Here is a 24751-nt window from a genome sequence, read left to right as displayed (position 1 = left end):
CTCCGCGCCTCTGCGAGAGTAACGTCTTGTCGCCTCTGTACTCTCTGTGGCCCTGTGGCTAATCGTCGCTATCCTTCTCGTCGTCCTTCTCGCTGTCCTTCTCGTCGTCTAGCGAGATCACGTCGCCCTCCTCCAGGCCGTCGACGATCTGCACGTCGTCCCCCTTGGTGCGGCCGACCTTGACGGCCTGCTTCTTGGGCTTGGCGTTGGAGTCGTCGGCGTCGACCAGCCACACGTAGCGGGCGTCCTCGTCGTCGTCTTCGCTGTGCACGGCGGCCTTGGGGACCAGCAGGGCGTCCTTCTTCTCGAGCACCGTGATCTTGGCCTTGCCGCTCATGCCGGGCATCAGCCACTCGGGGAGCTTGTCGCTGGCGACCTCGACCTCCAGCCCGAACTCGCTGGAGCCGTCGGGGACCGAGTCGACCTGGCTGACCCGCCCCTTGAGCGGGTCGGCCGGCTCGAAGGCGGGCTGCAGCTTCACGGGCTGCCCCTTGGCGATGTCGGGGCGGAACTTCTCTCCCACGCCGGCCACGAAGCCCAGCGGGCGCGTCTGGACGATGGTCATCAGCACGCTGTCGGTGGGGGCCTTCTCGTGCTCAAGCAGCTTCCCCTTGAGGGTGTTCAGGTCGCCCCAGTCGCCGTCTTCGTCGCACTCGCCGTAGTAGACCACCCCGGACGCGGGCGCCTTGATCTCCATCAGCCCGCGGTCGGCGATCAGCTTCGAGTGCTTCTCCAACGACTTGGCGCGGCGGGCCCGCTCCTGTTCTAGCTGGTAGCGGGCGGCGCTGAGGTCGAGCTCGGCCGCCATCTGGGCGCGTTCCAACGACAGCTTCACCCGGTCGAGGCTCTCCTGCAGGTCGACGTCGCTGCGGGGCAGGTCGGTGCTCAGGGCCATGTCGTGCAAGTACTCGGCGATCTCCACCGAGAACTTCGCCTGCTCGACCGTGGCCCGCTGGCGCGCCAGGATCAGCTCCTCGGTCTCTTCGGTCAGGTCGTCCGCCTTGTACATCTTCTCGAGCTGCTCGAGCTCGTCCAGCTCGTACTGCAGGAACTGCTTGCTGTTCTTCAGACGCATGTCGGTGGAGCGCACCACCAGGTCACGCTCCTTGTCCTGGTAGTTCTGGTAGTCCTCGAGCGACCGCTCGCTGAACTGCTGGGCGTCGGTCAGGGCCATCGCGAGGGTCTTCTCTAGCCGCGGCAGCTCCTGCTCGGTCTTGATCAGAGACAGCTCCGCGAGCCGCTGCTCGATCTCCAGGTCGTCGATCGCTTCTTCCAGGTCCTTGTCGTCGAAGCGGATCAGCACATCTCCCTTGTTCACCGTGGCCCCGTGCGGGACGACCGTCTTCACCTCGAAGCTGCTCCACGACTCGGGCCGCAGCTCGACCTCGACCCCCTCGTTGGCGACGAACTTGCCGTCGACCGAGACCTCAACGGTCATCTTCTTTCCGGCCACGGTGTGCGTCTTCCGCTTGGGCTTGGCCTTCTCGTCGGAAGACGCCCTTTCGCTGTCTTTCTTGTCGCCGTCTTTCTTGGCGTCGCCCTGCTGGGCGTCGGCGTCTGGTTTTGCGTCGGCGCTTGGCTTCGCGTCGGCGGCGGCCTCCTTGGGCTTGTCGTCGGCCCGCAGCGTCGCGGGTTGGGCCAGCAGCGTGGCGAGGAGGGCCCAGGCAAGAGCAGTAGCGACGCGCGGCATGGCGGGAAGACTCCGGTGAGGCGGGGCTGGCAAGTTGGGTTGCGCAGGCAAGCCTCTATCTTCGACTGCGCCGGGCCGGATTGCAACCAGCGTTTTCGCGCCCGGCGGGCGCGGCGAACCGCTAGGCGTCGGTCACCGGCGGGCTGTCGATCGGCTTCTTGGCCCGCTCGACCGTCTTCTCGGGGGGCAGGGCGGGCTCGCTGTCGAAGTCGCGCCAGGTCATCGCGCGGCGCAGCGGCTCGATCCGCAGCACCACGTCGCCGTTCTGGAAGACGCGCACCGTGCCGCTGGAGGAGCTGATCGCCACGGCGATGGCGCCGGTGGCGCGGGTGATCTCGGCGGCCGCCCAGTGGCGGGCGCCGAGCCCCTTGGAGATAGCGATGTCGGGCGCCGGCGGGGCGGAGACGTGCTGCGCCGATGCGATCACTACCCCCTTGCTCGACACCACAAAGGCGCCATCCATCTGGGCGATCTCCTTGATCCCCTCGCGTACCTTGGCGTCGGTGAGCGAGCGTTCTTGCGAGGTGTAGCCCTTGACCGGGTCGAACCCCATCGGCTTGCAGAACTCCTGCACCTTGCGGTGCTCGCCCACGACAAACAGCGTGCCGACCGGCTTGCCCTCGCGTCCCTCGCGGCCGATCTCCACCGCCAGGTCGACCACCATCTTGAGGGTTTCGGTCGGCACCCGGCCCCCCAGCGGGCGGAGGTCGCGGACGGTCAGCCGGCCGAGGTGCTCGTCGAGGTGGATCACGCTCAGCGAGTCGGTGACGCCGTCCTCGAACCCGCTGTAGACGGCCACCACGCTGGCGCCGGGGGTCAGGTGGTCGTCCGCCACGGCCTCCAGCAGCGCCTCGGTCAGGCGTTCGTACACCGGGGCGCCCGACATGTTCAGCACGATGGTGTCGCAGTCGAGCGCGCCGTCGTCGGCGCCGTCGAGGATCTCCGCCGAGTCTGCGGCCAAGATCATGCTGCGTCCCCCCACGGCGGCGGCCAGCGCTTCCCAGTCCGTGGGGCGTTCCATCAGGAACAAGATCGACTCGACCTGCTTGGCGTCTGCCAACTGCACAGCCAAGCCGCACATGGTGCGGAGCTGGTCGCTAAAACGGCGCGGCGCGGCCATCGGTCGGATCCGGTCGCCAAAAAGGGAGGGGGCAAGTGTCGCGAGCGGAGAGGCCGCCGCACACCCCCCAAGTTAGCGGATGGAGCGATCGCTTTCAATCGCGCAACAATCGCCCAGGGTGTGGGCCGCCCCTTGCCGCCCTACCGCGGGCTTTCCGGCAGCTCATCGGGGCGCGGCAGCATGTGGCCGTGCCGGAACCCGACTACGTAAACCGTCCGGCTCACTTCGTCCACGGTGTAGAGCGCCAAGTGCTTGCCGACGATCTGCCTGCGGATGGTGTAACCGCGGTGAGCGTCTTCTTCGGCTAAGCCATGGCGGGCAGGGAAGGTGCAGAGCGTGCTCAACTTGGCGTGGACACGGTCCGACCAGCGCGTCGCCACCTCGATCGATCCAGCCTGCTGGGCGATGTACGCCGCGTACTCTGCGATCTTGTCTACCGCGATGGGCGTCACGACCACCCGGTAACGGATCATCGCGACTGCTCGCGAGGCTCCTCGTCAGTACGCTCAGTACGCGAAGCACCAGCAATTGGAGGCCCACTCGTCGGCGACTCAAGGCGCTCCAGCCGCCCTGCTACGGCTTGACGCGACTCGTCGACGGGGATCGCCAATCCGTGCTGGGCCTGGCGCATGCCGAGGTCGCACATGGCGAGGCTCTCCCGCAGTGCTTCGGGCGACAGGCGCCCGATCTCCTCCGGCAGCGGCTCGCAGGCGAGCGCGGCTACGTGTTCGGCGACGAAGCGGTCGACGCTGTCAAAGCCCGCCTGCGTGGCCATGCTAGCCAGTCGGGTTTGCTCTAGGGGCGTAAGAGAGATCTCCATGCGCCTAGTCTCGCAAACTGCCCGCCTGTTGTCAAAAAAAACCGCCCTGGCACAGCGGCCTACCGCGAACGCACCGACGGCTGCGACTGCCCCGTCCGCTGCTGCTGTGGCTGCTGTGCCGGTCGGCCGGCGATCACCGGCTGCTTGTCGTGCGGCCCGAACACCCGGCGGTCGTACACCACCAATGCGTGCAGCGCGTGGCACAGGGTCCCCTCTTCCCACTCGTGCTTGGTGTTGGTCGCCAGCAGGTTGGTGAGGTAGGTGACCGCGCGGACCGTGCGGTAGTACTCCAGCTTCTCGTCCGGCAGCGTGGCGGCCAGCAGCTCGACCTGGTGCCCGGTGGTGCGGATCCGGCGGTCGATGTCGTCTTCTTCGCCCGGGCCGCGGAACCACTCGGTGCTCATGCTGCCGTCGGAGTTTTGCAGCCGGAAGCAGTAGTTCTGGTAGCTCTCCACGAACTTGGCCGCTTGGCCCCACTCGCCGTCCATCGGCTCGCCCCGCAGGGCGCGCTTCCGCACGGCCAGCCCCAACCCCATCAGCCGGTGGGTGCCGCCGCAGGCGGCGCCGCGGATCTTCTGGGTCCGTTCGTCGGCGATCAGCTTGGGGATGTCCCACTGTTCGCCGTTCTCGTTCACCCAGGTCGCGTCCGAGGGCAGGTAGTGCATCAGCGCCATCAGCTTGAACGACAGCTCGGTGCGCGAGAAGCAGCTCCGCTGCTCCGAGCGGATCAGGTCCGCGATGGTGAACTCCTGGCCGTCGACGCGGATCGGGTACTCCGGGCTCACGTTGCTCTGGGCCAGCATGGCCAGGAACTGCCCCTTGTGCCCCTGCAGGCCGACGCCCACGCGCACGTCGAGCTCGCCATCGGCGTTTACCGACAGCATCGTCTTGCCCTTGCACGGCTTGTTGTAGCAGAGGTAGCCGATGGAGGTGATCGGGCTGCCGGTGGGGCCGCCGTCTAGGATCTTGCTGTGCAGCTCGTAGGCGAGCATGCCGTGCATCACCTGCCACGGGTCGTGGTCGCGGCTGTTGAGCGGCTTGTTGTAGTAGTACGCCAGCACCGACCGCAGACGCGAACGCAGGTACATCTGGCTGCGGCTGAGCGGCTTGAGCGGCGCGGCGGGCGCCGCCTGCGGCGGGGACGTCTGCGTAGCGGGGGTGCGTTGCTGGACCGGCGCGGACTGCTTGGGGGCGGTCCGGGGCGCTTCGGCGGGCTTGGCCAGCGGCGCGGCGTCGGTGTCGATCTTCAGCGGGCTGGGCTGCCCGGTGGGCTGTGAGGCCGCGGGGGCTGCGGGCTTGGCCGCTTCCGGGGTGGTCCCCATGCCACGCAGGATGTCCTTGGCCGAGGGGCCCTCCATCGGCTTGCGCTCGGCGCTCCCCTGGGGCGCGCTGGCGATCGGCCTGGAGAAGGCCTTCATCAGGTCGCGCTCGCTGCTGGGCGCGGCGACCACCGCGGGAACCCGGGTCGCGGGCGCCGGCTTTGGTTCGGTCTTCGCCTCGGGCCCAGTACCTTGCGGCGCATCTGCAGCCTGTGGTGAATCAGTCGCCTGCGGCGCGGCGGCTTGAGGCGCCACGCCGGGGGCCACGGCCGCGGGGCCGCTCAGCGCGGGGCCGGCGTGTCCGAGGCTCGGGCCGTCGGCCGGCTCTGGCTGCGGGGTGGCGCTCTTGGCGGGGCGCCACTGCAGGCCTGTCTCTACAGGGACCGGCGAGGCGGGGAGCTCGAGCTGGTCCAGCGCGTCGGGGGGCAGCACCACGTCCGCGGCGATGCTCCCTTTGGCCAGCGCAATGCGCGGCCCGGGCGCCAGCGACCAACCGCTGTCGTAGATCGCCGGGGGCGCCATCGGAGGGGGGCTGCCAGACGGCGCCGCGCCCAGCGCGACGCCCGAGCAGGCGCCCGCGTAGACCCCTGCGTAGACCATCGAGACGCCCAGGCGTTGCGCCCCGGCCAGCATCCGCTGCGATAGGCCCCGTTTCGATAGCCCAATGGGCGCGCGCTTCCGCATCGAGATCCCCCCCCACGTTTCCGCGAACGATTCCTTTCCCCCGAGCCGCACAGCACGAGGCTGCGCCGCCGGGCCTGGGGCGCACCGCTAGACACAGGGCGCCACAGACAGAGGTATCGGGAACCGCCGCGGACGGCATCAGTCCGATGCGGGGCGTTTCTCGCGCCCCCCAACGGGGGCGAGACACTAGGCAAACGGCGCGAGCCGCGTAGCCAACCGGGCAAGCAAAGCGGGCGCCGGCGCCGCTATCAGAAGGGGGACCACTCTTTCAGTGTCCGCGCCACGGCCGACTCGCGCGCCGGGGGTTGCGGCGTCTCCCCGCGGGCCAGCGCCACGTACGCGTTGACGTCCTGACCCAGGTCGCGGCCGGTGGCCGACCGCATCGATTCCATCGCGACCAACTGCATGGCAGGGTCGCGGTCTTCTAGCGCCGCCAGCAGCGCCTTGGGGGCGTCGCTGCCCCCCGATTCTCCCAACGCTCTGACGGCCGCGACGCGAACATCGAAGTTCTCGTCGGCCCGCACCAGCTCTCCGAGCCGGGCGACCGCTTCGGGCGAAGTGCGACCGGCCAGCCCCTGGCAGCACGCGCTGCGGACCCCCGCGTCGGCGTCGCTGCTGCCGGCGATCAACACCTGGTTGGCCAGCGGCGTCTGGAAGCCGCCGACCGCCTTGACGATCGACCGACGCACAAGCGGGTCGGGTTCGGTCTGGATGCGTCGGGCGAGCTGGGCCACCAGCTCTTGCTGCTCGGGGGTGTCCTTACCCGTGGCGCGGGCGGCGAGCCCCTCCACTTCGGCGATCCGCTTCTTCGGGGTCTCGTACGACGTGATCTCCGGCCGCGGGAACAGCCGGTCGCCGAGCCGACCCCCGATGCCAGAGGTGCAGCCGACGACCACTCCGAGCAGGAGCGAAAGCAGGACGGATAGTCGGTTTTGTGTCATGAGATAGCTCGCGCGCATTTCGAGGGCGGCGGACCCTAGCAGATCGAGCGCCCCCCCACCACAGCAGTCCCCCGGCAGTTACCGACTGCCCAAGTCGCGATAGCCGGCGGGCTCCGCCCCGTCGACGCGTCACCAACCCGTGCGGCTCCGACCGATCCACCGAAGGGGCGGAGCCCGCCGGCTATCGGCCGCAGTGGCATGGGCTTTGCGACAGTAAAAAACCGATCCATCGGCTCTTTCACAGACTAGAATTGCGTGGTAGGGTTCCCGCCCCTGGAAGCGTCATACGTGTGACGCCCGGCATTCGGGGGCTCGGCTCACGCCGGACCCCTGCCCGAGTCGATACCACTCGCAGAACAAACCAAACGCGGCCCACGCCCCCCGAACCATTGGCAGGGGGGAAACGTATGGCCGAATACCGTCCAAGACTTTCCGGTCAGCATTCCGTCGGGAGGACCAATTTTTCGATGAGCCCGGTTCGGCTATAGCAGCGCGCAGCGCTGTTCGATCCGCGTTCTTCTTCGAGCGACTCCACTCCGTCGCAATCGACCGGAAAGTCTTCTTAAAAAAGGCCGCGTCGGGGCAACCCGCCGCGGCCTTTTTTGTGCGCGCCGACGGCTCGCCCCCCGGTTTACCCCAGCACGCGGACGAACACCGCGGCCGACTGCTCTGCGTCGAGCGCCACCGGGGCGCCGTCGATCTCCACCACGCACCCCAGCGGCTTCTGGCGGGTGAGCCGGGCGACCACCCCCAGCAGCAGCCCCGCCTCGCTGAGCCCGCGGAGCGTTTCGGGGGACTGGTCGTCAACGCGGACCACCTCGAACCGCTGGCCGACGTCGCAGGCGTCGAGGCGGTGGTCGGCGGTCGCGGCGATGGCGCCGTCGGCCGAGGGGATCGGCGAGCCGTGGGGGTCGACCTCGGGCCGGCCCAAGAAGGCGTCGATCCGCTCTACCAGGGCGTCGCTCACCGCGTGCTCCATGTGCTCTGCCTCGTCGTGCACCTCGTCCCAGCTCAGCCCGAGCGTCTGCACCAGGAACAGCTCGATCAGCCGGTGGCGGCGGACCACTCGGGTAGCGATCGCCCGGCCGGCGCGGGTCAGCCTGGCGCCGCTGTAGGGGGCGTAGGCGATCAGCCCCCCCTCGTCCAGCGTCTTGAGCATGCTGGTGACCGTGCCGGGGGAGACCCCTAGCGCCGTGGCGATCCGGCCGGTAGAGACCGGGGCGCTGCCGTCCCCCGCCGCGTCACCCCCCGCGTCCGGCACGGCGCCGTCCGGCTCGGCCAGGGCCAGGATCGCCTTGAGGTAGTTCTCGACGGTCAGGCTGGGCATGGCGGGGCGGGGGGTGGGACGGCGGCGGGGTGGATCCGTGCAGCAGGGCGTTCAGTCTCCCCCGCCGCTGCGTTGCCCGCCTAGTGGGGATGGGGTGCGGGGGCGGCCGGCTGCGCCGAAAATAAATCTGTGCGCGGAATGTTCGCGTCCTAACGAAAAATTAATTATTGTATGCATCAGGGACTACCGGCCCCGATCCACCGCTCCCGAACTCGTGTTGCCGCGGCGGGTCGGTCTGGGTCGGACGCCGCCCCCCCCGCCTTGCGCGGGGATGTTGCTCCTCTTCTCCTTTAGGGCGCTGGCTATGAGTTTTCGAAGGGTGCGTCGGGCGGCTCTATCGTTCGAAACGCTTGAGGTCCGTCACCTGCTGTCGGCGACCCCGTTCATCAGCGAGCTGCTGGCCTCCAACAGCGGGGGGCTGCAAGACCAAGACGGGGACTTCTCCGACTGGCTGGAGATCACCAACCCGGCGCTCACGCCGGTCGACCTGGGGGGCTGGTACCTGACCGACAACGGGTCGAACCTCACCAAGTGGCAGTTCCCCAGCGTCAGCATCCCCGCCGGGGGGAGCCTGGTGGTGTTCGCCTCCAGCAAGGACCGCACCGACCCGGCCTCGGAGCTCCACGCCAACTTCAGCCTCTCGGCCGGGGGAGAGTACCTGGGGCTCGTCGCGCCGGACGGCGTCACGGTCGCCTCGGCCTACGACCCACAGTTCCCGGCGCAGAGCGCCAACGTCTCCTACGGCTACACGCCGGTCGGCGTCGAGCTGCTGCCCGCCAGCGGAGCGGGGGTGCTGATCCCCACCAACGGCTCGCTGGGTACCGCCTGGACCGCCCCCGGCTTCGACGCCTCGGCCTGGACGCCCGTCGCCAGCGCCGTGGGGTATCACACGGGGGGCGACTACGCCCCGCTGATCGGCACCGATATCCGCACCGCGATGCAGGGGGTCGGCTCGTCCGCCTACCTGCGGGTCCCGTTCACCGTGAGCGACCTGGCGGAGGTCGAGGGGCTGCTGTTGAAGATGCAGTTCGACGACGGCTTCGTGGCCTACCTGAACGGCACGGAGGTCGCCCGGGGCAACGCCCCCGCCTCGGCGGTGTGGAACTCCGTCGCCACCGCTAGCACCCCCGCCGGCGCCCCCTCCACGGCGACCGTCGACCTGACGGGCCAGCGGTCGCTGCTGGTCGAGGGGAACAACGTGCTGGCGATCCACGGGCTCAACCGGACGGTGGGCAGCACCGACTTCTTGATCCATCCAGAGCTGATCGCGCTCGACCTGAACCCCGAGCCGGCCGGCTTCTTGCAGACCCCCACCCCCGGGGTGCTGAACCTGGCGAGCCTGGTGAACCAGGTCGCCAACCCACAGTTCAGCCACGAACGGGGGTTCTACGACGCGGCGTTCAACCTGGTGCTCGCCAGCGACACCGTGGGGGCCACCATCCGCTACACCACCAACGGCTCAGCGCCCTCGACCACCGTCGGGCAGGTCTACACCGGCGCGATCCCCATCTCTACCACCGGCGTCGTGCGGGCCATCGCCTACAAGACGGGGATGCAGCCCACCACGGTGCAGACCCATTCGTTCTTGTTCCTGGAAGACGTCATCCAGCAGCCGGCCAACATCGCGGGCCACCCCAACACGGTGGTGAGCGTGGGGGCGGGCAAGTTTGCGCCCACCGACTACGAGATGGACCCCGCTGTCGTCAACAACCCCGCCTACCACGACGCGCTGCTGAGCGGTCTGCAGGCCATCCCGACCATGGCGTTGACGGTGAACCTGGCGGACATGTACGGCTCCGGCGGGTTCTACTCCGGCGAGAGCGAGGAGCCGGTGAGCGTCGAGATCTTCGACCCCGCCAACCCCGGACTGAACCAGCAGGTCGACGGCGGCATCGAGCCCCACAGCCACAACCGCCTGAAGCGGTCGCTGCGGCTGAGCTTCAAGCCGGAGTACGGCCCCACCAAGCTGGTCTCCGACCTGTTCCGGCAGTCGCCGCTCAATGGCGACACCGCGGCCAACGTGCTGGACAACCTCGTGCTGCGGGCGGGCAACAACCGCGCGTGGTCGCGGGCCTGGAACCCCAGCATGACCACCTACACGGAGGACCAGTGGTACCGCGACACCCAGATCGCGATGCAGGGGTACGGCTCGCACGGCGCCTTCGTGCACCTGTACATCAACGGCATCTACTGGGGGCTCTACAACCCGGTCGAGCGTCCCGACGAGGGCTTCTCGTCGGAGTACTTCGGCGGCGCCGACGAGGAGTGGTTCTCGATCAACCACGACGGCCGGACCTCCGGCGACGCCACGCGGTGGAACTACCTGCAGGGCGCCCTGCTGCAGAAGGACATGAGCGTGGCGGTCAACTACGAAGAGCTGAAGCAGTACATCGACGTCGAGAACTTCACAGACTACCTGCTGCTGAACTGGTACCAGGCCACCACCGACTGGCCCAACAACAACTGGTACGCCAGCAACCGCAACGACCAGCCCACGCCGACCAAGTTCTTCGCCTGGGACGGGGAGTGGTCGTGGGACACCAGCAACGGCGGCTCGGTCGACGGCGCCTGGGTGCACCCGGCGTTCCGTGTCGGCTCCAACACCTCGACCCCCGCCACCAAGATCTGGCGGGCCCTGGTGCAGAGCGACGAGTTCATGCAGCAGTTCGCCGACCGAGCCCATCAGCACCTGGCCAACGACGGCCTGCTGACCGACGCCAGCTCGCTGGAGCGGTGGAACACGCTGAACGACTACGTCCGAGACGCCGTGGTGGCCGAGTCGGCCCGCTGGGGCGACGCCCTCGAGACGCTGGGGCAGCCGACCCGCACCCGCGACGTCGATTGGCAGAACGAGGTGAACCAGATCGCCGGCCTGATGGTCGGCAACGCCGCCCAGTTGATCGCCGCGATGCGCGACCAGGGCTACTACCCCGATCTCGACGCCCCCGGATTCAACCAGCACGGCGGGTCGGTGACGGCCGGGTTCGTGCTGCAGATTTCTATCCCCTCGGGCGCCGACCACGTCTACTACACCACCGACGGCTCCGACCCGCGGCTCCCGGGCGGCGCGGTCTCTCCCTCCGCGGTGCTCTACAACCCCGCCAGCGGCCCGGTGCTGCTGGCCTCGGGCGAGGTCCGCGCACGCGCCATCGACGGAGGCCAGTGGAGCGCAATCAACGAGGCCGCCTTCGACGTCGCCGAACTCCCCTTCGGCCCGGGCGACTACAACCGCGACCGGATCGTCGATTCGGCCGACTACGACGTGTGGCGCAGCACGTTCGGCTCGACCACGCAGTTGGACGCCGACGGCAACGGCGACCTAGTGGTCGACGCCGCCGACTACAGCGTGTGGCGCGACGCGCTGGGGCAGACGACAACACCCCTGGCCGTGGCGGCTTCCGGCGGTGCGTCGACCCCGCAGGCCGCGTACGCCGAGCCGATCGCGGCCGCGGTGGGCAGCCCCGTCGTGGCGGGTTCAGTCGTGGCGGATCCCGTCGCCTCGGATCCGGCCGCCGGGCTCGTGCTAGCCCCTCTCGCGGCCCCGAGCGCCGGGCGAGCGGCGCAGCTCAGCAGCCCGTCTTCAGAGGTTTCGGCGGACGACGCGTTGCTGTTGCTGCTGGCGGTCGACCGCGCCGCGCACTACTCCGAGGCCGACGCCCCGGCAGCGGCAGCGGCCGCGCCGGAGCAAGACGGCCCCGGGCCGGACGTTGACCCGGGCCTCGCCGTGGGCCTCGACCCGCGGTTCTCGCTGGCGCTCGACGAGCAGTCGTAGCGAGCGGGGGGCGCCCGCTGGGTGAATATCGGCGCAGCACAAAGGACGCTACCTTCGTGCATGGAGACCGACCCCGCCTGCCGCCGGGGGCGGCCGGGGCCGCGGCTCCCGCGTCACCTTTGTGCTTCTAGATCGACCCCGCCTGTGCTATGCCCTCCCCTTCCTGGATGTCGCTCTACCCGTTCGATCCGCACTGGTTCGAGATCGCGGGCGACCAGATGCAGTACGTAGACATCGGCCCCCGCTACGCGCCGGTGCTGCTGTTTGTGCACGGCAACCCGACCTGGAGCTTCCACTGGCGGAGCCTGCTAACGGCGCTGAGCGATCGGTTCCGCTGCGTCGCGCCCGACCACCTGGGCTGCGGGCTGAGCGACAAGCCGGCCAAAAGCTTCCGTCTGGCGGACCGGGTCGACCACCTGGCGGCGCTCGTTGAACACCTCGACCTGCGGCGCGTGACCCTGGTGGCCCAAGACTGGGGGGGCGCCATCGGCCTGGGCGCGGCGCTGCGGGCGCCCCAGCGGTTCGAGCGGATCGTGCTGCTCAACACGGGGGCCTTCCCCCCCCCCAAGATCCCCGCGCGCATCGCCGTGTGCCGGACGCCGGTGCTGGGGCGGATGGCGGTGCAGGGGCTGAACCTGTTTTCGCTGGCGGCGCTGCAGATGACCCTCGCGCGGCGCGACGGGCTCGACCCGCTGGTAGCCGCCGCCTACGTGGCGCCGTACGACACCTGGGACCACCGTCGCGCGGTGTACGACTTTGTAGAAGACATCCCGGCCGGCCCCGGCCACCCGACGTGGGGCGTGCTCCAGCAGATCGAGGCGGGGCTCCCCTCGTTGGCCGACCGGCCGGCGCTGCTGGTGTGGGGGATGAAGGACTGGTGCTTCGCGCCGTGGTGCCTTGAGCGGTTCCTGGGGCACTGGCCTGACGCCCAAGCGGTGCGGGTCGCAGACGCGGGGCATTGGGTGCTGGAAGACGCCCCCAAGGAGTGCTTGAGGGCGATCGAGGGGTTCCTTGCGTTGTGACGCGGCGTCCCTCGTTCTCAAAGTGCGCGCCCAATAGCCGCCGACCTAGGGTCGGCGCGTCGTGTGATGACGCTCGTTCGAACGCGCCGACCTTAGGTCGGCGGCTATTGAACGTTTGGCTAGTCGTAGAAGCGAAACGCAGAATTAGGTTGTTGACGTGAACACTCCCCCGACGCCCCTGTCGATCGCGCAGCAAGCCACCCTTGCGCTGGTGTGGGAGGCCACCGCCGCCAAGCCGGGCAACGTGTACCGCGGCGCCGACTTTGACGACATGACGTTTGCGGACATGCAGACCGCGGCGGTCGCGATCGGGCCGGCGATCGCCGAGACCAACGCCGGCGCGGTCGGCCAAGGCATCTACGCCGCCGTCGCCGCGATGCGCAGCGTCGTGGGGGTGAACACCCACCTGGGGACGATCTTGCTGGCCGCGCCGCTCGCGGCCGCCGCGCAGCAGGGGGGCGTCCGCGCATCGCTCCCGGGGGTGCTGGCGGGGCTCGCGGTAGACGACGCCCGGCACGCCTACCGGGCCATCGCCCTGGCGGCCCCCGGGGGGCTGGGCGCCGCCGCCGAGCAAGACGTCGCCGACGAGCCGACCGTCACGCTGCTCGAAGCCATGCGGCTGGCGGCGCCGCGCGACCTGGTGGCCCGGCAGTACGCCGCGGGCTACGCCGAGGTGCTGGGGGCCGCGGACCGGATCGCCGCGGCCGCGGCCGCGGGCCGGGGCCGGCCGCTGGAGGGGGCGATCGTCGAGGCGCACGTGCGGCTGATGAGCGAGCGGCCCGACACGCTGATCGCGCGCAAGTGCGGGCCGGGCGTGGCGGCCGAGTCGGCCGCCAGGGCCGCCGCGGCGCTGGCCGCGGGGCCGGTCGGGAGCGAGGCCTACCAGCAGGGGCTGAGCGAGCTGGACTTCTGGCTGCGGGCCGACGGGCATCGCCGCAACCCGGGGGCCACGGCCGACGTGCTGGGGGCGGCGCTCTTCCTTCTGCTGCTGGAGGACGGGGTGGGGTGGCCGCTGCGCTTCTGAACTAGTGGGCACGCGTCGACCCTACGTCGGCTGCTATGGTTATCTTGATTGCTGCGTCGCTAGCCCGTGTTGCCCGATCGCCCCCGCGGAACGCTATGAACCCCTCCCCCGACCCCCTGCCCACAACCCCCAACCCCGCGATCGCAGCGAGCTACCGTGTGCGGCTGGCGAAGGAGCAGTTTGTGTTCTGCGCCGCGCACTTCATCACCTACGCCGGCGACGTCTGTGAGCCGCTGCACGGGCACAACTACCGCGTGGAGGTGCAGGTAGAGGGGCCGCTGGATGAGAACCACTACGTGCTCGATTTCATCGCCGTGCGTGACGCGGTGCAGAAGATCACCCTGGGGCTCGACCACCGCGTGCTGCTCCCCACGCTCCACCCACAGATCCGGGTGGCAGCCGACCAGCGGGAGGTGACCGCGACGTTCGAGGACCGGCGGTGGGTCTTCCCGCTGAGCGACTGCGTGCTGCTGCCGATCGCCAACACCACGGCCGAGCTGCTGGCCCGGTGGATCGGCGAGCGGCTGCTGGAGTCGATCCACGCTTGCTCAGTGGAGGTCTCCGTCGACGAATGCGACGGGCAAGTAGGGGTTTGTCGGCTCAGCCACCCTCGGTGAGCCGGGGCGTCGTCCTTTCGGAATGGGGCGTACCACAACAGACGCTCTAAACCGCTGCGCCGGGGGCCCCATTCCGAAAGGACGACGCCCCGGCTCCCAAGCTCGCTTTGCCGCTCACCGTGCTGGCGCCGCTACGGGTTGCCCAATCGGCTCAATCCGCAGGGCCTCCCCGGTCGATACCCCTACAGAATGCGCCACCATGTGACGAGGGGGAAAACCGTGTCGGACATCCACAAAGCGGCCGTGCTGCTGATGAGCCTGCCGGAAGAGCAGGCGGCCGACCTGATGAGCCGGCTCGACCCGAAGCAGGTAGAGCAGGTGTCGATCGAGATCGCCCGCACGACCCGCGTCACGGGGGACGAGCAGGACATGGCGATCCGCGAGTTCGCGGAGTCGAACCCCGCGGCCAGCGGCGCCGGCGGGAGCCTCGACCTGGCGAAGAACCTGGTGAAGAAGGCGCTGGGCACCGGGGCCACCGGCGCGCTGGAGAACATCCGCCAGTCGATCGAGGCGCTCCCGTTCGGCTTCCTGCGCCACGTCGACAGCCAGAACATCCTCACGTACATCCTGGACGAGCACCCGCAGACCATCGCGCTGATCCTCTCGCACCTGCCGGCGGCGTTCGGCGCGGAGATCCTGGCGGGCCTCCCCGCCGAGCGGCAGCTCGCGGTGGTGCGGCGGATGGCCACCATGGGGCAGACCAACCCCGAGATCATCCGCGAGGTGGAGCGCGGCCTCGAGGGGCGGATGGCCTCGGTGGTGAACCAGAGCTACCAGGTGGCCGGCGGGGTCGAGTCGGTGGCCGCGGTGCTGAACGTCTCCGACCGCGGCGTGGAGCGCGCCATCCTGGACAACCTCACGAGCGAAGACCCCGAGCTGGTGGAAGAGATCCGCCGGTTGATGTTCGTCTTCGACGACATCGCCAAGTTCAGCGCCAAGGACATCCAGACGCTGATGAAGCACGTGGAGACCGCGCAGTGGGCGATGGCCCTCAAGGGCGCCAGCCCCGAGATCAAAGAGAAGGTGCTGGGCAACCTCTCGCAACGCGCGGGGGAGACGCTCAAGGAAGAAATGGAGTACCTCGGCGCCGTGAAGCTCTCGGCGGTGGAGGAGATGCAGCAGCAGATCGTCGACAAGGCGCGGGAGCTCGAAGACTCCGGCGAGATCGAGATCAAGAACAACGACGAGCAAGAGCAACTGGTGCAGTAGCAGAGCGTTCAGCACTCAGCACTCAGCCAAGCCCACAGCGAGCCGGGGCGTCCCCGCCCCCGGCGTTGTCCGGAAAGCTGAATGACCAATGACCAAGCCTGAATGACCAACGCGCGCAAGCGGACGTCCTTCGTGTCTTGGTCATTCAGGCTTGGTCATGGGGGCTTTGCTGCACCCCACCGCGCGGCCCCCCCGGCTCCTGCTCGCCATTGGCGCCACTTGAGCCTAGGCGCCGGCATCGTCTAGCATCGCCGCTCCCCTCCCGGAGCGCGAGCCAGATGTCCGTCAGCCCGATGATGCAGCAGTACCACCAGGCCAAACAGGCCGCGGGGGACGCGCTGTTGCTGTTCCGCATGGGGGACTTCTACGAGCTGTTCTACGACGACGCCACCCGCGCCGGCGAGCTGCTGGGGATCACCGTCACCAGCCGCGACAAAGGGGAGAAGGCCGTGCCGATGGCCGGCTTCCCCTACCACCAGCTCGACCAGTACCTGGCCAAGATCGTCCGCGGGGGCCAACGCGCCGCCATCTGCGACCAGGTAGAAGACGCCCGCCACGCCAAGGGGCTGGTGCGGCGCGAGGTGACCCGGCTGGTCACCCCCGGCACGCTCACCGACGACGCCCTGCTCGACCCCCACGCCAGCAACTACCTGGCCGCCCTGGCGCCGGCGGACGACCCCCAGGGGCCGGTCGGGCTGGCGTGGGTCGACATCTCAACGGGCGCCTTCTACGCCACCGCCGTGGCGCCCGGGCGGCTGACCGACGAGCTGACGCGGATCGACCCCTCGGAGCTGCTCTCGCCCGAGGGCGCGGCGCTGCCGCCGCTGGCGGAGCTGCCCCGCCCGCCGGCCCGCACCACGCGCCCGCCGTGGGCCTTCGGCGCGGCCGCGGCGCTGGCGTCGCTGGAGAAGCACTTCGGGGTGAAGTCGCTCGAAGGGTTCGGCTTCGACGCCAACCGCCCCGCCGATCAGCGGGCCCTCGCGGCCGCCGGCGCCGTGCTGGAGTACCTGGGTGAGACGCAGCGGGCGTCGCTGTCCCACGTTGAGCGGCTGCGGCCCATCTTCGCGGGGGGCGCGCTGGAGATCGACGCCGCGGCGTGGCGCAGCCTGGAGATCGCCCGCACCACGCGCGACGGCCGCCGCGAGGGCTCGCTGCTGTGGGTGCTCGACCGCACCGCCACCCCGTCGGGCGCCCGGCTGCTGGCCGAGTGGCTGCGCCGGCCGCTGGCGCGGGTCGACGAGATCGACGACCGGCTTGACGCGGTCGAAGAGCTGGTCTCCACGGCGCCGCTCCGCAAGCACGTCCGCGACGCGCTGCGCAGCGTGTACGACCTGGAGCGCCTGGCGGCGCGGGTGACCACCGGCCGCGCCAGCCCGCGCGACCTGTCGGCCATCGCCCGCACGCTCGCCGGCCTGCCGGCGCTCAAGGCGAAGCTCGCCGGGCGCGCAAGCGAGCGCCTGACGCGGCTCGAGGGGGCCGTCGACCTCTGCCCCGAGCTGCGCGGCGCGCTCGAGGCTGCGCTCGACGACTCCTGCCCCCTAACCGCCCGCGAGGGGGGCTTCGTGCGGGCCGGCTACTCCGCCGCGCTCGACGAGTGCCGCGAGCTGATGGCCGGCGGCAAGGCGTGGATGGCGCGCTACCAGGCGGCCGAGGCCGAGCGGTCGGGCATCCCGCAGATCAAGGTCGGCTTCAACAAGGTGTTCGGTTACTACCTAGAGATCACGCACGCCCACCGCGACCGCGTGCCGGCCGAGTACCAGCGGAAACAGACGCTCAAGAACGCCGAACGCTACATCACGCCGGAGCTGAAGGAGTACGAAGAGAAGGTGCTCTCGGCCGAGGGAAGGGCGTTCGACCTGGAGTACGACGTCTTCTGCGACCTCCGCGACCGCTGCGCCGCCGCCACCGGCCGGCTGCTGGCCACCGCCGCGGCGTTGGCCGAGCTGGACGTGCTGGCGGGCCTGGCGGAGCTGGCCGCGACACGCGGCTACGTACGCCCCACCGTGGTCGAGGACCCCGTGCTCGACATCGAGGCGGGCCGCCACCCGGTGCTGGATGTGACGGAGCCGGAGGGAACGTTTGTGCCGAACGACACGCGCTGCGCCGGGCGCGAAAGGGGCGAGGGACGAGCGGCGAGCGGCGGGGACGAAGTCAGGGGTGAGGGATTAGGGGCGAGGGGCGAGACCGGCGAGGGGCCGGGCGCCCCTCCATCGACGACATCATCCGCTTCGCGCGTCCCGTCCTCACCGCTCGCCCCTCGCCCCTCGCTGCTCTTAATCACCGGCCCCAACATGGCCGGCAAGAGCACCTACATCCGCCAGAGCGCGCTGCTGGTGCTGATGGCCCAGCTCGGCAGCTTCGTGCCGGCGCGGCGGGCGGTGATCGGCGTCGCCGACCGGCTGTTTGCGCGTATCGGCGCCAGCGACGAGCTGGCCCGCGGGCAGAGCACGTTCATGGTGGAGATGACCGAGACGGCCCGCATCCTCAACACCGCCACGCCCCGCAGCCTGGTGGTGCTAGACGAGATCGGCCGCGGCACCAGCACCTACGACGGGCTCTCGCTCGCCTGGGCGATCACCGAGCACCTGCACGACGCGGTCGGCTGCCGGGCGTTGTTCGCCACGCACTACCACGAGCTGACGCGGCTCGCGGGCGAGCTGGCCGGGGTGGCCAACCGCAACGTCGCCGTTGAGGAACACCAAGGGAAGGTCGTGTTCCTGCACCAGATCGTCGAGGGCGCCGCGGACAAGAGCTACGGCATCCACGTCGCGGAGCTGGCCGGCGTGCCGCGGAGCGTCAACCGCCGCGCGGCCGACATCCTCGCGCAGCTCGAGGCGAGCGACAACGGCGCGGCCGCGGCGGTGGCGCCCCCGACCCGGGGCGGGTCGCTGCAGCTCACGCTGTTCGAGACGGCAGAGCACCCGATGCTAGACGAGCTGCGCGGGCTCGACCTGAACGGCCTCACCCCGCTCGAGGCGCTCGTGAAGCTAGGCGCCTGGCAGTTGCAGCTCCGCCGCAACCCGTAGGCCGGAACGGCGCTCGCCTTGCTTACGTGTTCCGGGCTACTTGGTCTGCGTCTCTTCGGGCGCCGCGGCGGTGCGCGCCGGGTCGACGGCTGGCTTGGCCGCTTCGCCCTGCGGTGCGAACTTCTCGAAGTCGAGCACCATCGGGGGCTGATCGGCAGCCACCTCGTACGCCATGCCGGAGACGCGCCACTGGCCGGCCACCTGCTTCAGCAGGCAGGCCAGCTCTTCTTCGCGGGCCGAGCCCTCGGTCGCGTTCTGGTCGGTCACCATGCACTGCACGGCCGCCTCGGTGGCGCCGGGGGCCGGGTAGGCGACATCGCCCAGGCGGAAGCGGGCGCTGGCCAGCCCGGGGGGGGCGAACCGGCTGCCGGTGGCGTTGAAGCGTTCGATGGCGGTGGGGGTCAGCAGCCCCGTGGCGGCGTCGGTGTCGCCGCGGATGACGGCCTGCAGGAAGTCGTAGGTCACCTGGGCGGCCGGGTCGGTGGGCCGCTGGGGGGCGCCCTTCTGGGCGCCCGACTGGGCGGCTTGCGGCGGGGTCGCAGCGCCCCCTCCACATCCGGTCATCACGAGCGAGCAAAGAACAACAGCACAGCAGGCAGCAGCACGCATGGGTCGCCCCTTAGATAAATCGGTGGGTCTGGTCAGCGAGGGGCGGAAAGTAGCAAAGCCAGTTATCGGAAGCTACGCCGATTTGAGCGCTGAAGCCAGTGCTAGCATGACGCCCCACCGGGCCGCACCCGTCAACCAAGAGCCCACTGATCGAATGACCAATGCACAAGCCCCAATGACCAAACTTTTTTGGTCACTGGGGCTTGGCGTTTGGTCATTTGCGTTTGGCCCTACTTGCAGTACGAGAGCGCCACCAGCGCGTAGGCCGTGGAGAGGTTGGGGTCGCTCTCCAGCCAGCGCTCGTTGGCGTTGGTCCAGCTGCCGTCTTCGTTCTGCTGCTTGGCGAGGGCCTCGGTCAGCTCTTTCCGCCAGTCGTGGGTAACGCCGTCTGCGCCGGTGAGCTGGGCGTCGCCCAGGGTCGCCAACGCCTTGGCGAAGGTGTGGTAGTAGTAGTACAGGCCGCTGGTCCCCATGCCGGGGTTCTCGTCGAGCGCGTAGTTCTTGGCGATCCACTCCTGGGCCGCCTTGACGCGGGGGTCGTCCGGGCCGACTCCGGCGTAGATCATGCTCTTGAGGCCGGCGTAGGTCATCGAGCCGTAGCTCCGCAGGCCGCCCCCCTCCAGCTCGCCCGCCTGGCTCGATCCGCCGGCGGCGCAGGTGTAGTAGAAGCCGCCGTCGTTCACCATCGAGGCGTACTTGGTGGTGTTGTGCTCGGTCTCCAGGTTCTGGCAGCGGGAGACAAACTCCAGCGCCTTCTGCATGGCCGGGTCGTCGGCCGGCGTGCCGCCCGCCTGCAGGGCTTCCATCAAGAACGCGGTGTTCGACAGGTCGGGGCGGCGGTGGCTGCCGTAGCCGGCGCCGCCGTAGGCCATGCTCGACGGGTCGTGGGCCTCGTCCTCGTCCCACTGCAGGTCTTTGACAAACGCCTCCGCCTTGGCGATCTGGTCGTCGTACCGGCCGTCTTTGTTGGCCGCGGCGAGGGTCATGATCGCGATGCAAGTTTCATAATTCTGGTACTTCGAGTTGTCGCTGTAGATGCCGCCGTCGGGCTTGGCGTGCTTGAGCAAGTAACCGAGCCCCTTGGCCACCATCGGGTCTTCCAGCGAGCGGCCGTTCTTCACCAGGCCGGTCACCACCAGCCCCGTGACGGCGGGCCCGAGCTGCGGGCTGAACGAGCCGTCTTCGGCCTGGGCGCTGCGCAGGTAGGAGACGGCCCGGCCGACCGGGTCGGCCGCGTGCGCCGCCGCGGCAGCGGTAGCGAGGATCGACAGGGCCAACAGGCTGCTGTGGGCACGGCGCTGCATCGTGGGGCTCTCTCTGAATTGGGTGGGGGGGCCGCTGGAGGGGCTAGCCGCTAAACGCGGGGCCCGTACAGGCAAGGTAGGCCAGCAACAGGTTCCAGGCCAGCAACAGCGTCGCCGCGAGGGCCAACTGCCGAGGCCGGCGGACCGCCGGTGGGACGCCGGCCGGCGCTGGCTGGCCTGGCCGGTCGGGCTTGGCTGGGGAAGAGGCGCTCATCGGTCGTCTCTGGTCGCCTCGACTTCCGGCGCACGGAAGCGGAACTGATTGACCAATCCTTCTTCGAAGTCAAAAACGTCGACAAAATCCTCACGCGTGTCGTCTTTTGTTCTACGCATCTTGCCGATGTCGATCAAGTTAAAGACGATCTCGCCGAAGTCGTCCGTCTTGCGGACGCCCCACTGCCCCAGCACGTGCTTGGCCAGCAGGCCGTACTGGTCGAGGGCGTAGCGGCGGATCGCTTCGCAAAGCTGCTGCCCGCTGACGTGCTTGCCGGTGGGGGACCCGTCGTGCTCGTCGTCGTCATCCTCATCGTTCAGCACGCCGTCGAGTTCGGCCATCAGGTCGTCGTCATCGTCCTCGTCGTCCTCATCGTCGTGTTCGTCGAACTCCTCGTCGGCGAACGCGTCGTCGAAGTCGTCGTCGTCGGCTTCGGATTGGCCGGCCTCTGCGTCGGGCGCGTCGTCCAGCGGGATCGACGCTGCTTCTTGCCCCATCCCCAGGTGGTCCTGGGCGAAGCGGAGGGCGTCGAAGACGAAGAAATAGGCGTCGGCGCGGTAGCGACGGTCACGCCGCAACAGCTCCGCCAATGGATTTATCGGTTCGAGCATGGCGGAGCTCGGGGATGGTTCGCGGTTGGCCACGGCAGGCTGCGGCGGGTGACTGGACTCTTCTACAATAACAAAACCACGCCGATTGCGAAGCAAAAATCAGCCCGACGGGCCCTCGTCCGCTGGCGCCGCCGCGCCGTTGGCGCCGGTTTCGCCCCCTTGCGCCCCCGCGTTTGGCCCCCGGGCGCCCGGGGCGTTTGCCGGGGCGGGGCCCCTGCCGCCCCCCCCGGATTCTCCCTCATTCTGCGGTTTACCGGCCGCCGGTTTGCCGAGCACCGTGAGCACCTCCGACGCGTCGATCACCACCCGCAGCCCCTCCTCGGTCTGGATCAGCAGCTCGCCGGCCAGGATCTGCTGGGCCAGCACCTTGGCCCGCCCCCGCTGGGTGACGATCTGGGCGCCCACGCGCGGCAGGTCGCGCTGGATGTCGCGGTAGGTGTCGTATTCGTAACGCAGGCAGCACTTGAGCCGCCCGCACCGGCCCGAGATCTTGGTCGGGTCGAGCGTCGCCTTCTGCAGCTTGGCCATCTTCATCGACACCGGCGGCATCTCCGACAGGTGCGTGTTGCAGCAGACGGGCTTGCCGCAGTCGCCGTAATCGGCCAGCAGCTTCGCCTCGTCGCGGACGCCGATCTGCCGCATCTCGACCCGGGTCTGGAAGTCGGTCTTGAGCACCTTCACCAGCTCGCGGAAGTCGACGCGGTTCTCCGACAGGTAGTAAACCACCACCTGCTCGCCGCCGTAGAGCCGCTCGACGTCGATCAGCTTCATCGGCAGCGCGTGCTCTTCGATCCGCTGGCGGCACGTCTCGTGCTCAACGGCCTGCTGCTCGGCGAGCTTGCGCAGCTCGATCTGGTCGCTGCTGGTGGCGCCGCGGACGATCTGCCCGCCGCGGGCGTCTTTGGGCATCTGGCTAGCGACGTGCTCGGTGGCCTCGCACAGCACCTCGCCGCACTCCATCCCGCGGCTGGTGCGGGCGATCACCTGCTGCCCGCGGGAGAAGCGGTCGGACCCCCGGGAGGAAAACACCCCCAGGTGGCGCATGACTCCGTGGCGGACAACGTACTTGGGCATGGGATTCGCACCGCGTCGGGGAGAGGACCTACCCCGAATGTACCCCTAGGGTCCCCAGGAAGACAGGTCGAGTTCCGCTGCTCGGGGATGAAGTAGCAGCTGGCGACCTACGGTCGGCGCGGGGTTGCGCCGCCCCGTGGACCTCTCGATCCGGAATCGGGGCGCGGACGCGCCGACCGTAGATCGGCGGCTATTGGACCCACAGCGATCGCCCCAGCGGTTTGCCAGCGACTGCTGTTGGGCAATAATCAGAGCACACCGCACCACCCAGGAAACCAGCCATGGCCGTCCAAACCGCCGACGAACTCACCAAGAAGAAGTGCAAGCCCTGCGAAGGGGGGGTCGAGCCCTTCGACCTGGGCGAGGCCCGCGCCCAGCTCGAGAAGCTGCCGGGCTGGCGGCTCACCCACGACAACCACCGCATCCGCAAGGACTGGGTGGCCAAGGACTTCATGGCGGCGCTGCGGTTCTTCGAGGAGTGCGCGATCGTCGCGGAGAAGGACGGCCACCACCCCGACCTGCACATCGAGGGCTACCGCAACGTGTCGGTCGAGCTGTGGACCCACGCCATCGGCGGCCTGAGCGAGAACGACTTCATCCTCGCGGCCAAGATCGACCGGCTGCCGATCGACCTGAAGTAGCGAGGCCCCCATGCAAGACTTTCCCGCAATGATCGTCCGCGGCGACGCCAAAAACCCCACCATGGCCGTTGAGCGGCTTTCGCTCGATGCGCTCCCGGCCGGCGACGTGGTGGTGGAGGTGGAGTGGTCCAGCCTCAACTACAAGGACGCGCTCGCTACCCGCGCCCACCCGGGCGTGGTGCGGAGCCTGCCGCACGTGCCGGGCATCGACGCCGCGGGACGCGTGGTGCACAGCGACTCAGGTGAGTATAAGGCCGGCGATGCGGTGATCGTCACCGGCCACGGCCTGGGCGCCCCCAGTTGGGGCGGCTGGTCGCGCTACATCCGCGTGCCGGCCGAGTGGGTCGTCGCGATGCCCGAAGGCCTCGACGCACGGCGGGCCATGATCTTCGGCACCGCCGGCTTTACCGCGGCGCAGTGCGTGGCAGCGATCGACAAGCACGGCATCCTGCCGGACGCTGGCGACGTGGTGGTGACCGGCGCCACGGGGGGCGTTGGATCGATCGCGGTTGCGCTGCTGGCGAAGCTGGGCTACCGCGTGGTAGCCGTGACCGGCAAGCCCGACCAGGCCGAGGCGCTCCGCGCGCTCGGCGCCGCCGAGGTCGTGGGCCGCGAGGCGGTGCACGACGAGTCGGGCGCTTCGCTGCTCAAGTCGCGTTGGGCCGCGGCCGTCGACACCGTGGGGGGCGAGCCGCTGGCGACCATCGTCCGCGCAACCCAGCACCGCGGCTGCGTCGCCTGCTGCGGCTTGGTCGCGGGAGAGGACCTACCGCTAACCGTTCACCCGTTCATTCTGCGCGGCGTGACGCTGGCCGGCATCGATTCGGCCAAGTGCCCCCGCGGGCCCCGGCTCGACATCTGGGACCGGCTGGCGGGGCCGTGGCGGGTTGATTTGCCCGCGTCGATGGTTGCCGAGTGTGGGCTGGAAGAGTTGCCCAAGCGCGTCGAGACCATCCTTGAGGGCGAGGTGGTGGGACGCACGCTGGTGAGGCTGGGCTAGCGGCCGAAGCGACGAGTGGATCGGGCAGCGTCGAGGAGCCTCGGCAGTGTGGGGCGGTATGCGAAGGCGGGTGCTTTGTTTGCCTGGCCTTTGAGCCCAGTCACGCCCTGCCGAGAGCGCGCGTTCAATTCGGGAGACAATTTCGAGCCTCCATCTCGATTGCTACTCGCGGCGGGCAGGGAGTTGATCTGCGACGACTTGTTCTCCCCGTTTTCATTTTCGGCTGGGAATCGCTCTATGGAGGTCTCCCAGCCAGACTTGGAGGAACTCCGGATCTTCTCGCACGTCGGCATCAGCAACTCGTGAAGTGGATAGCACAACCCAAGTCGGCCCCGGTGCGCCAGTGATCTCAATGATCGATACTTTACCCTTTTTGATCTGAATGTGGTTTCCTGTGCCGCAGCCATGACACTCGTGCCAAAACGAAGACAGGTACGGCCAAGAATAAGGTGAGTTCTGAATGGCGCCGTTGAGGTCGATTGTCTCACCGCATGATTTGCAGTAGATGCGAGGAACGGAAATTGGCCAGAACTGGGCGTGAAAATAATTTGACAGCGATTCTGCGAGTTCGGGTTTTCTTACCGACCGCTCCTCGGCGATCATCTCGAGAAGATGTCCGCAATCCGTGCACCGGTAGAGTGTGCCGCGTCTCTCTACAGAGACGCCCAACTCCTCGAACTTAGTTACGGGAGCTGGGAATGAGTCACAGGTTGCGCACAACATTTGT

The 24751-nt window shown here is 69.1% G+C and carries 20 protein-coding genes; 8 read left to right on the top strand and 12 right to left on the bottom strand.

All coding sequences use genetic code 11. From position 1 onward, the window contains the following. Positions 1-58: 58 nt before the first annotated feature. From Pla175_RS25665 to Pla175_RS25635, 7 genes are all read right to left on the bottom strand, one after another. Positions 59-1690, bottom strand: coding sequence for an efflux RND transporter periplasmic adaptor subunit (locus Pla175_RS25665; RefSeq protein WP_145291923.1), 1632 nt, complete (start codon positions 1688-1690; stop codon positions 59-61). 121 nt (positions 1691-1811) lie between these two features. Next, a complete protein-coding gene (locus Pla175_RS25660; RefSeq protein WP_145291922.1) occupies positions 1812-2810 on the bottom strand; it encodes a DNA integrity scanning protein DisA nucleotide-binding domain protein in 999 nt (332 codons plus the stop codon). Positions 2811-2950: 140 nt separating this feature from the next. Continuing rightward, positions 2951-3283 (bottom strand): type II toxin-antitoxin system RelE/ParE family toxin, encoded by a 333-nt coding sequence (locus tag Pla175_RS25655; protein ID WP_145291921.1) that lies wholly within the window; start codon positions 3281-3283, stop codon positions 2951-2953. After that, positions 3280-3630, bottom strand: coding sequence for a hypothetical protein (locus tag Pla175_RS25650; RefSeq protein WP_145291920.1), 351 nt, complete (start codon positions 3628-3630; stop codon positions 3280-3282). The genes Pla175_RS25655 and Pla175_RS25650 overlap by 4 nt, the downstream gene beginning before the upstream one ends. A 59-nt stretch (positions 3631-3689) precedes the next feature. Next, positions 3690-5633 (bottom strand): hypothetical protein, encoded by a 1944-nt coding sequence (locus tag Pla175_RS25645; protein ID WP_145291919.1) that lies wholly within the window; start codon positions 5631-5633, stop codon positions 3690-3692. A 248-nt stretch (positions 5634-5881) separates the two neighbouring features. Next, positions 5882-6574 (bottom strand): HEAT repeat domain-containing protein, encoded by a 693-nt coding sequence (locus Pla175_RS25640; protein WP_197527162.1) that lies wholly within the window; start codon positions 6572-6574, stop codon positions 5882-5884. A 631-nt stretch (positions 6575-7205) separates the two neighbouring features. Continuing rightward, complete coding sequence (locus Pla175_RS25635) at positions 7206-7901, bottom strand: metal-dependent transcriptional regulator (protein ID WP_145291917.1); 696 nt, start codon at positions 7899-7901, stop codon at positions 7206-7208. A gap of 304 nt (positions 7902-8205) precedes the next feature. Here Pla175_RS25635 and Pla175_RS25630 point away from each other — a divergent pair, with 304 nt between their 5' ends. From Pla175_RS25630 to mutS, 6 genes are all read left to right on the top strand, one after another. Beyond that, positions 8206-11673, top strand: coding sequence for a chitobiase/beta-hexosaminidase C-terminal domain-containing protein (locus Pla175_RS25630; protein ID WP_197527161.1), 3468 nt, complete (start codon positions 8206-8208; stop codon positions 11671-11673). A 149-nt stretch (positions 11674-11822) separates the two neighbouring features. Next, complete coding sequence (locus Pla175_RS25625; protein WP_145291915.1) at positions 11823-12695, top strand: alpha/beta fold hydrolase; 873 nt, start codon at positions 11823-11825, stop codon at positions 12693-12695. 157 nt (positions 12696-12852) lie between these two features. After that, a complete protein-coding gene (locus Pla175_RS25620; RefSeq protein WP_145291914.1) occupies positions 12853-13719 on the top strand; it encodes a triphosphoribosyl-dephospho-CoA synthase in 867 nt (288 codons plus the stop codon). 95 nt (positions 13720-13814) lie between these two features. After that, a complete protein-coding gene (locus Pla175_RS25615) occupies positions 13815-14336 on the top strand; it encodes a 6-pyruvoyl trahydropterin synthase family protein (RefSeq protein WP_197527160.1) in 522 nt (173 codons plus the stop codon). Between the two features lie 219 nt (positions 14337-14555). Continuing rightward, positions 14556-15545 carry a flagellar motor switch protein FliG gene (fliG, locus tag Pla175_RS25610; RefSeq protein ID WP_315851502.1) on the top strand — a complete coding sequence of 330 codons (990 nt, stop codon included), beginning with the start codon at positions 14556-14558 and terminating at the stop codon, positions 15543-15545. A 278-nt stretch (positions 15546-15823) separates the two neighbouring features. Beyond that, entirely contained in the window at positions 15824-18571 is a 2748-nt protein-coding gene (mutS, locus tag Pla175_RS25605) for a DNA mismatch repair protein MutS (RefSeq protein ID WP_197527159.1), read from the top strand. 36 nt (positions 18572-18607) lie between these two features. Here the strand turns inward: mutS and Pla175_RS25600 are convergent, their stop codons facing one another. From Pla175_RS25600 to Pla175_RS25585, 5 genes are all read right to left on the bottom strand, one after another. Further along, complete coding sequence (locus tag Pla175_RS25600; protein WP_145291912.1) at positions 18608-19180, bottom strand: hypothetical protein; 573 nt, start codon at positions 19178-19180, stop codon at positions 18608-18610. 230 nt (positions 19181-19410) lie between these two features. Then, positions 19411-20484, bottom strand: coding sequence for a prenyltransferase/squalene oxidase repeat-containing protein (locus Pla175_RS25595; protein WP_145291911.1), 1074 nt, complete (start codon positions 20482-20484; stop codon positions 19411-19413). Positions 20485-20527: 43 nt separating this feature from the next. Next, complete coding sequence (locus Pla175_RS26385) at positions 20528-20698, bottom strand: hypothetical protein (protein WP_197527158.1); 171 nt, start codon at positions 20696-20698, stop codon at positions 20528-20530. Next, complete coding sequence (locus Pla175_RS26710) at positions 20695-21309, bottom strand: Minf_1886 family protein (protein WP_231954077.1); 615 nt, start codon at positions 21307-21309, stop codon at positions 20695-20697. The genes Pla175_RS26385 and Pla175_RS26710 overlap by 4 nt, the downstream gene beginning before the upstream one ends. 99 nt (positions 21310-21408) lie before the next feature. Then, positions 21409-22383, bottom strand: coding sequence for a PSP1 domain-containing protein (locus Pla175_RS25585; RefSeq protein WP_145291910.1), 975 nt, complete (start codon positions 22381-22383; stop codon positions 21409-21411). A 281-nt stretch (positions 22384-22664) separates the two neighbouring features. Here Pla175_RS25585 and Pla175_RS25580 point away from each other — a divergent pair, with 281 nt between their 5' ends. Both Pla175_RS25580 and Pla175_RS25575 read left to right on the top strand, forming a co-directional pair. Next, positions 22665-23024, top strand: a complete 360-nt coding sequence (locus Pla175_RS25580; protein WP_145291909.1) for a 4a-hydroxytetrahydrobiopterin dehydratase — start codon at positions 22665-22667, stop codon at positions 23022-23024. Between the two features lie 10 nt (positions 23025-23034). Next, positions 23035-24024 carry a YhdH/YhfP family quinone oxidoreductase gene (locus tag Pla175_RS25575; RefSeq protein ID WP_145291908.1) on the top strand — a complete coding sequence of 330 codons (990 nt, stop codon included), beginning with the start codon at positions 23035-23037 and terminating at the stop codon, positions 24022-24024. Positions 24025-24751 lie beyond the last annotated feature (727 nt).

It is taken from the genome of Pirellulimonas nuda (genome assembly GCF_007750855.1).
Lineage (GTDB): Bacteria > Planctomycetota > Planctomycetia > Pirellulales > Lacipirellulaceae > Pirellulimonas > Pirellulimonas nuda.
The sequence above is the reverse complement of the archived record's forward strand: the minus strand, read 5'-3'. Positions and strand labels throughout refer to the sequence as shown.